The 9337-nt window shown below is 70.4% G+C and carries 6 protein-coding genes; 3 read left to right on the forward strand and 3 right to left on the reverse strand.

What is annotated here, in order from left to right; all coding sequences use genetic code 11:
- Nucleotides 1-35: 35 nt before the first annotated feature.
- Entirely contained in the window at nucleotides 36-2048 is a 2013-nt protein-coding gene (locus FLX07_RS15190) for a hydantoinase/oxoprolinase family protein (protein ID WP_142571412.1), read from the forward strand.
- Nucleotides 2045-3754, forward strand: coding sequence for a hydantoinase B/oxoprolinase family protein (locus tag FLX07_RS15195; RefSeq protein WP_142571413.1), 1710 nt, complete (start codon nucleotides 2045-2047; stop codon nucleotides 3752-3754). The genes FLX07_RS15190 and FLX07_RS15195 overlap by 4 nt, the downstream gene beginning before the upstream one ends.
- A 25-nt stretch (nucleotides 3755-3779) precedes the next feature.
- On the opposite strand, the gene FLX07_RS15200 is transcribed toward FLX07_RS15195, so the two are convergent.
- Nucleotides 3780-4151, reverse strand: coding sequence for a DUF742 domain-containing protein (locus FLX07_RS15200; protein WP_229689741.1), 372 nt, complete (start codon nucleotides 4149-4151; stop codon nucleotides 3780-3782).
- On the reverse strand, nucleotides 4148-6157 hold the full coding sequence (locus FLX07_RS15205) for a sensor histidine kinase (protein WP_142571414.1): 2010 nt from the start codon (nucleotides 6155-6157) through the stop codon (nucleotides 4148-4150). Before FLX07_RS15205 ends, FLX07_RS15200 begins: the two co-directional genes overlap by 4 nt.
- Before the next feature lie 175 nt (nucleotides 6158-6332).
- Between FLX07_RS15205 and FLX07_RS15210 the strand changes: the two genes are divergently transcribed.
- Nucleotides 6333-7928, forward strand: a complete 1596-nt coding sequence (locus tag FLX07_RS15210) for an ABC transporter substrate-binding protein (RefSeq protein ID WP_142571415.1) — start codon at nucleotides 6333-6335, stop codon at nucleotides 7926-7928.
- A 5-nt stretch (nucleotides 7929-7933) separates the two neighbouring features.
- Here FLX07_RS15210 and FLX07_RS15215 read toward each other — a convergent pair whose 3' ends face one another.
- Nucleotides 7934-8329: a hypothetical protein gene (locus tag FLX07_RS15215; protein WP_223853179.1), complete on the reverse strand. Its 396-nt coding sequence runs from the start codon at nucleotides 8327-8329 to the stop codon at nucleotides 7934-7936.
- Between the last annotated feature and the right edge of the window lie 1008 nt (nucleotides 8330-9337).

Here is a 9337-nt window from a genome sequence, read left to right on the forward strand (position 1 = left end):
CGACGCGGTGCGCGGTCGCATCTACGTTGCCAGGCATGACAACGGTCATCGGAGTGGACGTCGGTGGGACCTTCACCGACCTCGTCCTGCACGACGCCGCGACCGGCGAGATCAGGGTCGCCAAACAGCCCACCACGCCGTCCGCGCCGGAACGCGGGGTCCTCGCCGCGGTCGACGCGGCGGTGCCGGCGGATCTGCTCGCCCGCTGCCGCCACTTCGTGCACGGCACCACGGTGGGGCTGAACGCGCTGCTCGAAAGGCGGGGCGCGACCGTCGGCCTGATCACCACGGCCGGGTTCCGCGACGTGCTGGAGATCCGCCGGGGCGACCGCGACGACCCCTACGACCTGTTCTGGACCCCGCCGCCACCGCTCGTGCCCCGGCGGCTGCGCCTGGAGGTGACCGAGCGGGTGGCCGCAGACGGCTCGGTCGCATGTGCCCTGGAGCCGGAGGACGTGCGGCGGGCCGCCGAGGCGTTCGCGGCCGAGGGCGTGGACGCCGTCGCGATCGTGCTCGTCAACTCCTACGCCAACCCCGCACACGAGGCACGGGCGGCCGAGCTGCTCAGGCAGGCCGGGTTCGCCGGGCCGGTCTCGCTGTCGCACGAGGTCTCGGGGGAGTACCGGGAGTACGAGCGCACCTGCACCACGGTCGTGGACGCCTTCGTCCGCCACCGCATGGGCCCCTACCTGCACAACCTCGACCGCGAGCTGCGGGCGAGGGGTTTCGCCGGCGAGCTGCTCGTGACCCGGTCCGGCGGTGGCGCGCTGGCGCTGGCCGAGGCCGCGGCCCGGCCGTTCGAGACGATCCTGTCCGGCCCGGTGGCCGGGGCCGCCGCCACCGCCCGCCTGGCCGCCTCGCTCGGCCCCTCCCTCGGCATCGGCACGGCCGTCGCCGCCGACGTCGGCGGCACCAGCTTCGACACCGCGCTCATCGAGGACGGGCGGCTGCCGCTGCTCTACCAGGGCGAGGTCGTCGGCCTGCCGCTGCAGAGTCCCTGGGTGGACGTGCGGTCGGTGGGCGCGGGCGGCGGCTCCGTGGCGTACGCCGACGCGGGCGGCCTGCTGCGCGTCGGCCCGCGCAGCGCGGGCGCCGACCCCGGGCCCGCCTGCTACCAGCGCGGCGGGACCGAGCCCACGGTGACCGACGCCGCCCTGCACCTCGGCATGATCCCCCGCGGCCACATCTCCGGCGGCATCGAACTGTCCGAGGACGCGGCGTCCCGCGCGCTGGCGCCGCTCGCGGGCCCGACCGGCATCGACGGCGTGGACGCGGTCGCGGTGGGCGTGGTCAGGATCGCCGCCGCGCACATGGCCCAGGCCGTGCGCGGCGTGACGGTGGAGCGGGGCGTGGACCCGCGCGGCACGGCCGTGGTCGCCTTCGGCGGCGCCGGGCCGGTGTTCGGCTGCCTGCTCGCCGACGAGCTCGACGTGGACACCGTGGTCGTGCCGCCCAACGCGGGCAACTTCTCCGCCGTCGGCCTGGTGCAGGCCGACATCGTGCGGTCGGCCGCCCGCACGATGGTGCGTCCTCTGGACGACGAGGCGCTGCCACTGGTCGACCAGGTGACGCGGACGCTGTTCGAACGGCTCGCGCAGCCGGGGGCCGTACGCGAGGTGGACCTCGACCTGCGCCACCGGGGGCAGGAGCACACGCTGACCATCCCGGTGCGGCTCGGGGAGGACGACCTGGCGGCCGTGTCCGCCCGGTTCTCCGAGGCCTACCACCGGGCCTTCGGCCACACCCTGCCCGACCCCCTTGAGATCGTCACCGTACGGGCGACCGCCAGGGTGGTCCTCGACGCGGACCGCCCGATGGTGCCGGCCCCGCCGTCCGGTTTGGGCGGGCGGGGGACGACGCGGCTGTGGTCGTTCCGCCGGGGCGCCTGGACCCAGGCCCCGGTCGTGCGGCGGGAGGACCTGGACGGCGTGACCGAGGGCCCGCTGCTGGTGGTGGAGCCGACCGCGACCACCTACGTGGACGCCGGATTCGCGGTGGACGCGCACGAGAGCGGCTGTCTCATGATCACACGGAAGGACCGCGCATGACCATCGTCCGCACCCGATACGCGGAGGTCCACCCCGGGCTGGGCGACGGCGCCGACCCCGTCACCACTGAGATCATCCGGCAGGGCCTCAACGCGGCCGCCGACCAGATGAAGCAGTCGCTGATCCGCACCGCGTTCTCACCGATCATCTACGAGGCGCTGGACTTCGCCGTCGCCTTCTACGACGCCGACATGTGCATGCTGGCGCAGGCCCCGACGCTGCCGGCGTTCATGGGCACCCTCGGCTTCTGCGTGCGGGAGGCCGTCGAGGGCGTCGGCGGCCCCGCCACCCTCAGCCCCGGCGACGTCATCCTCTACAACGATCCGTACGGCACCGGCTCCCACCCCCAGGACGCGGCGATGGTGGTGCCGATCTTCCACGACGACACGCTGGTCGCGTACTCGGTGATCAAGGCCCACTGGCTCGACATCGGCGGCAAGGACCCCTACTGCACGGACACGGTCGACGTCCACCAGGAGGGCACGATCTTCCCCGGGGTCAAGCTGTACGACGCCGGGCGGCTGGTCAGCGACGTCTACCGGATGATCCTGGCCAACAGCCGGATGCCGGAGATGGTCATCGGGGACATCAACGCGATGGTGGCCGGGGCGCGGACCGGGGCGGAGGCCCTCGGCGCGCTGGTGCGTCGGCACGGCCTGGACACCTTCCGCCGCTGCGTCGCCCGCATGTACGCCCACGGTGAGGCGCTGGTGCGCGGCTGGTTCGAGCGCCTGCCCGACGGCGTCTACGAGGCCTCCAGCGTCATCGACTCCGACGGCGTGAACGGCACGCCGATCCCGTTCGGCGTCCGGGTCGTCGTGGACGGGTCGTCGGTGACCGTCGACCTGACCGGCTGCCCCGACCAGGTCGGCGGGCCTGTCAACTGCCCGCTGCCGTCCACCGTGGCGGCCGTCCGGATCGCGGTGGCCTTCCTCGCCGGAGCCGGCGAGCAGCCCAACGAGGGCCACTTCCGCCCGCTGGAGCTGGTCACCCGGCTCGGTTCGCTGTTCCACCCGGTACGGCCCGCGCCCTGTTTCATGTACGGCATCCCCTCCGACCACGCCATCGAGCTGATCATCAGGGCGCTGGCCGAGGCCGTGCCGGAATCGGTGCCGGCCGCCAGCGGCGGGGACATCAACGCCCTGGTGTGGTGGGGCAACCGCGAGGCGACCGGAGAGCCGTGGGCGGACGGCGCGCCGCATCCCGTGGGCCAGGGCGCCTCACCGTCGGCCGACGGCGCGAGCGCGCTCATGTACATCTCGGAGTCGGCCACCCGCTTCACTCCCGCGGAGGTGTGGGAGGCGCGCAACCCCTGGAGGATCGAGCGGCTCGCCCTGGCCGAGGACTCCGGCGGCCCCGGCCGCCACCGCGGCGGCCTGGGGCTCGACCTGTCCTTCCGCATCCTGGAGGACCAGTACCTCACCGCGGGCCTGGCCCGGACCGCGCTGGAGCCCTGGGGACTGGAGGGCGGCCTGTCCGGACGGCCCAACCGGCTCACGGTGGAGTATCCCGACGGGCACGCCGAGGACTTCTCGCTGAAGACGCGGATCTTCCTGCCCAAGGGCGCGGTCGTGCACCTGCGCACCGGCTCGGGAGGCGGGTACGGCCCGGCCGCCGAGCGCGACCCCGAGGCCGTGCGCGCCGACCTGCGGGAGGGCTACATCACGCCCGAGCACGCCGCACGGCACTACCCGCACGCGCTGTGATCCGTCGCCGGTAGGCGAAGGAGGGTCACAGCGCGCGAAGGCCGCTGATCACCTCGGTCAGGATGCCGGGGGTGGGGAAGCGCGCGACGTTGGCCGGTGGGCGCACCTGCAGGAGACCCTGCTCGTGGAGGTCGCCCACCAGCACCCGTACGACGCCGAGCGGCAGGTCGATCGCCGCGGCGATGTCCGCCAGCGACGCCGGGCGGGCGCACAGGCTGAGGATCATCCACTGCTCGGGACCGAGGCTCACCGGCGTGGGCCCACCGGTCGCGGTGACGATGGCGACGAGGTCGATGTCCTGGCTGGATGGCCGCACGCGTCCGCGGGTCAGCGCGTAGGCCGGCACGACCGGCCCGGCCTCCTCGTCCAACCACTGGTCGTGCATGCGTTCCGTCACTTTCGGTCCTCCTCGCCGGTGTTCTCGTTCTCCTGCGGTCCCCGTTGCAGCGAGGCGAGGATGATGTCCTCCGGGGTGACCTCTCCCGCGGCGAGACGGGCGAGATCGGGATCCTTTGGGCCAACCATGAGCACGGATGGGATCAGCACGATGGCGGTCGTTCCTCCGTAGGGCGAGGGCCGCAGGGTCACGCGGATGTCCCGCCGTGTGGCCAGGCGCGCGACGACGAACAGCCCCATGCGGTCGGTGTCCGCGAGGTCGAACTCCGGCGGGTTGGCCAGACGCTCGTTCAGCTCGGCGAGCCGCTCGTTGGTCATACCGAGCCCGCGGTCCTCGATCTCGACCGCGAACCCCATGCCGACGATCTCGCCGCGCACCGACACCGTGGTGTGCGGCGGCGAGAAGACCGTGGCGTTCTCGATCAGTTCGGCGATGAGGTGGATGACGTCGGCCACCGCGGCGCCGTCGAGCCCGTGGTCCTCCATCGGCAGCACGTTCACCCGCGCGTAGTCCTCCACCTCGGCCGCGGCCCCGCGTACGACGTCGTACATCGGGATGGGCTTGCGCCAGGCACGGCCGGGGGCGTTGCCCGACAGGATGATCAGGCCCTCGGCGTGGCGGCGCATGCGGGTCGTGAGGTGGTCGAGCCGGAACAGCTCCTCCAGCATGTCCGGGTCGGTCGCGTGGCGCTGCATGCCGTGCAACTGGGTCCGCTGCCGGTGCAGCAGCGTCTGGCTGCGCCGCGCCAGGTTGAGGAAGACCTGGCTGACCCCCCGCTGCAGGCGGGCCTGCCCGATGGCGGCCTCCACCGCGGTCTCCTGCACGGTCGAGAAGGCGCGGCCCACGTCCTGGATCTCGGCGGTTCCGCCCTCGGTCTGCAGCGGGGGCGCCTCGGTGGCCAGGTCGACGTCGTCGCCCCTCTTGAGCTTGACCAGCACGCCCGGCAGCCGCTTGTTCGCGAGGTCGAGCGCGGCCTCCCGCAGGTCGGCCAGCTCGCGGGCCAGGCGTCCGCCGACGCGCAGTGAGATCAGGATCGAGGCGACGACCGCGAGGAGACCGAAGCCCCCGACCAGCACGGCCCGGCGCAGGATCGAGTCGGCGATCGGCGCCGCGCGCTCGGCGAGCAGCGCCGCCGCCTCGGTCTGCGCCTTCTGGAACGACTCCGCCAGGTCGTCGGAGGTCGACTGCCACACCCGCTGCGTACGGGCCGAGAGCCTGGGGGCCTCGATGATCTGCTCTTCCTGCAGCCGCAGGCGCTGGTAGAGCGGAGTGGTGATCAGGTTGACGTGGAGCTGCCGCAGGCCGGCGTCCAGCTCGGGCAGCGCCTGGTCGATGAGGAACCGGCGGTTGCCCACGAGCTGGGTGAACAGCTTGCGTTCCTCGTCGGTGAGGCCGGACGCGCCGGCGGCGGCCTCCAGCGCCTGCTCCCGGGTCAGCAACTCCTTGGCGTACCCGAGCGAGATCACCACGCGGGACTGCTGGTAGATCGGGATGTCGTCGATCAGCGCCAGGCTGTAGTGCATGCGGTAGATCGAGTCGCTGACCAGGTTGTAGGTCTCGATGGCACGCAGGCGCTCGGAGAGCCCCTCGTCGATCTCCGCCCGGATCTCGTCGATCCGGCCGAGTCCCGCCAGCATCTCGTCGACCTGCGTACGCATGGCCGGAGTGGTGGCCGAGCGGGAGTCGGCGGAAAGGGCCAGCGTGCGGAGCTTGTCTCTGGTCCTGTCGGTCCGCTGGCGCTGCAGGACCATGATGTCGCGGTCGTCCGTCCGCTGCGAGGCGAGGTATCGGGCCGTGGTCAGGCGTTCGGCCTGCATGTCGACGATGAGGGAGTCGGCGGGCCGCCGGAGCGTGGACCACAGCGTGTTGTAGGTGCGCAGGCTCAGGCTGTCGCCGATCGCGACGCCCGCGGTGACCGCCCACAGGGCGATCAGCGAGAAGAGCGGTACGAGCAGCAGGCCGATGAGCCGGGACCTGATCGGCCGGTCACGCCTGCGCGGACTCATGGCACCTCGCCCAGTGAGGGACAAGCCTCACATAAAACCTTTTTGCGACAGGAATAGAGAGTAGCAGCGAGGTGGGTCGCATGAGGGGCCTGTGATCGATTAGCCGGAAATATCGTGTCTGATCGTGATCTTGCAGTAGCGTCGATCATGGTAGACACGGAAAGGACCCGCACGCATGCGCCGTTTACTCGTGCTGGGAGTGATGGCCGTGCTGGCCCTCGCGGGCTGCGGCGGGGGTGAGGTTCCGTCGACGTCGGCCGCGAACCTTCCCTCGGCGAAGGACTCCACCTTCGTCTACCTGTCGAATCTCAACATCGTCACCGACTGGGACCCCGCGAGCTCGTATTCCAACGAGATCATGTCGATGCAGAACATCTACGACTCGCTGACGATGTACAACCCCCGGACGCGCAGAGCCGCGCCACGCCTGGCCGAGCGCTGGCAGGCCTCGTCCGACGGCAAGGTCTGGACGTTCACCCTGCGTTCCGGCATGGTCTTCCACACTGGACGGCCGGTGGACGGCTCCGCCGTCAAGGCGTCCATCGAGCGCACCAAGCGGATGGGCGCCGGCGCGGCCTACGTCTGGGACTCGGTCCAGCAGATCACGGTCAAGGATCCGCTCACCGTGGAGTTCCGCCTCAAGTACGCCGCACCGCTCGACCTGATCGCCTCCGCCGACTACGCCGCGTACATCTACGACACTAAGGCGGCGGGCACGGGCGACCTCAAGAAGTGGTTCCAGGCCGGCCGGGACGCGGGCTCGGGACCGTACACGGTGGCGAGCTGGAAGAAGGGCCGTGAGAAGGAACTGGTGCTGCGCGCCTTCGACCGCTACTGGGGCGGATGGGAGGGCCCGCACTACCGGAACATCGAGTTCCGCGTGACGCCCAACCTCGACAGGGCCTACCAGCTGCTGCTGCGCGGCGAGGCGAGCTTCGTGCAACGGCTGAACCCCGCGCTGTTCCGGCGGGCCCGCATGACCGCGGGCGTGCGCACCCTCCAGGTGCCGTCCTTCCAGAACATGCTCGTGCTGTTCAACACCGCCTCGGGCCCGCTGGCGGACGTACGGCTGCGCAAGGCGGTGCAGAAGGCCATCGACTACGACGGCCTGATCACCGCGCTCAAGGGAGCCGGGGCGCCCGCCTCCGGTCTCGTGCCCGAGGGCCTGCTCGGGCACGAGACCGGTCTCACCCCGAAGCAGGACCTGACCGGAGCCACCGCGCTGCTGAACGAGGCGGGGTACGGTCCGGGCGGCAGGCCCCTGCGCCTGACACTGACGTACGCGCAGGGGGACGACGACGAGGAACTACTCGTACGCAAGCTCAGGAGCGCGCTCGCCGAGCTGAACGTGCAGCTCGACGCGAAGGCGATGCAGTGGACCCAGCAGTGGGACCAGGGCAAGTCCGCCGACCTGGCCAAGCGTCAGGACATCCTCGTCATGTACTGGTGGCCCGACTACGCCGACGCGTACTCGTGGTTCCTCAACGTCTTCCACAGCGCGGAGCCGGTGTCCTTCAACCTCACCTACCTCAAGGACAAGGACGTCGACTCGAAGATCGATCGGCTGCCGTCACTGCTGACGAACGACCGTCCCACCGCGGAGAGGGCGTACGTCGAACTCCAGAAGAGGCTCATCGATGAGGAGGCCGTGGTGGCGGTGCCGTGGGTGTCCAACTACCAGCGGGCCTACCTCGGTAACGTCCAGGGGTACACCGACAACCCGGCCTACCCCAACGTCGTCTTCGTGCACGAGCTCATCCCCGCGGGCTGAGCCGCTCAGCCCCGCAGACTGCGGCTGACTCCGCCGCACAGGGGGGCGCGGGCGACACGGGTCCGCCGGGGTCCCGCGGGCTCGTCGAGGTGGGCCAGCATGGACTGCGCGGCCACGGCGTCCGACAGGATCCGCTGCGCCTGCTCACCGTCGGGAAGCTGCCCGTGCTCGGCCAGCTCGTGTTGCAGGAAGGTGAGCGGTGCCGGGTGCCCGGCGGCGTCCGCGGCCATGGTGGCGCGAGCGGCGGTCAGCAGAGCGAGGTAGTGCGAGCGCAGGATCGCCTCGCGGGTTCGCAGCTGCTCCAGGTCGTCGAGCAGTGAGTGCGCGAGCTCGAGCAACTCGCTCGGCCGCGGCGGCTCGGCGGTGATGTGGGCGCGGATGTCGTCGAACTCCGACCGCATGATGATGGCCACCTCCAGCGACGGAAGTCCGGGCGGCCGGGTTGGCGCCGTAAGGGGACTTCCGCATCGTCTTCGTAGCGCGGGGCGATTGCGAGCGGCTTGACGTTCGGTTGCGTGGGACAACGACGGCCATATGGAGCCGTCGCGGAGCGCGGGGACGCCGGCCATGCGCGGCTGTCGTCCCTCACGTCGTTCCTCCCCGATCGTCTGCGCCGTGCCGGCTGATCGCCGCGGCGCTAAGTAGATGCCTGAGAGACGGATCTGGTTGTCCCCGCTCGCCCTCCCGTTTTGCCGCGTACCGGAGACTGAGCGGGCTTCGGTCCGTGACCTGCGGGAACACCGGACACGGGCTGGTGTGTCCGACGGCCAGACGCCTGGAGCCGGGACGGCCTCACGGGAATAGCCCGCACTGAGGCGGCGTTGTTCTCCAATCGGGTCATGGCGGTGCCGGACCCTGGTAATCTTCTGGTGTCGGCGCGGTTCGGCGCACTTCTCTTCGATCACTTCGGTGGTTGTCTTGCGTGTGCGGGCTTGTTGCCGGTGGCTTCTCGTGCTTTTCGATCTTCTTGGTTCGGTGGTTTTGCGTCGGGCTGGGGGTTCGGGTAAGTTAGAGGGGTTGCCCCGGAAACGGGGTGGTCGAATTCCTGTCGGTTGGCGGGTTTCGGGTCAAATTGGGTCCCGGTGGGGCGGATTTGACACGGAAGAGCCGGTCGGGAAGAATTAAGACCAGCAGGACAAAAGAAAAACAAACGGTGAAACGCCCCGGAGTGCGGGACCTGTTAAAGGGTTTCGGGTGATGGTGGTCGCGTCCGTTTCTTGAGAACTCAACAGTGTGCTAAAAGCCAGTGCATGAATCATGCATGACCCCGTCATAGCGGCATTTCGGTGTCGGTGACGGATTCCTTTGACGGCATCCTTCCTTAGCCGGGGGGTGTCTGCTGGGGATTACTTTTCAAGCATTGTTTGGAGAGTTTGATCCTGGCTCAGGACGAACGCTGGCGGCGTGCT

This window comes from Microbispora bryophytorum, assembly GCF_006874465.1.
Taxonomy (GTDB): Bacteria; Actinomycetota; Actinomycetes; order Streptosporangiales; family Streptosporangiaceae; genus Microbispora; species Microbispora bryophytorum.

What these genes read in the sequence shown, in the direction of transcription:
- FLX07_RS15190 (WP_142571412.1), top strand. Translation starts at nt 36, where the DNA reads ATGACAACGGTCATCGGAGTGGACGTCGGTGGGACCTTCACCGACCTC.
- FLX07_RS15195 (WP_142571413.1), top strand. Translation starts at nt 2,045, where the DNA reads ATGACCATCGTCCGCACCCGATACGCGGAGGTCCACCCCGGGCTGGGC.
- FLX07_RS15205 (WP_142571414.1), bottom strand. Translation starts at nt 6,157, where the DNA reads ATGAGTCCGCGCAGGCGTGACCGGCCGATCAGGTCCCGGCTCATCGGC.
- FLX07_RS15210 (WP_142571415.1), top strand. Translation starts at nt 6,333, where the DNA reads ATGCGCCGTTTACTCGTGCTGGGAGTGATGGCCGTGCTGGCCCTCGCG.
- FLX07_RS15215 (WP_223853179.1), bottom strand. Translation starts at nt 8,329, where the DNA reads ATGCGGTCGGAGTTCGACGACATCCGCGCCCACATCACCGCCGAGCCG.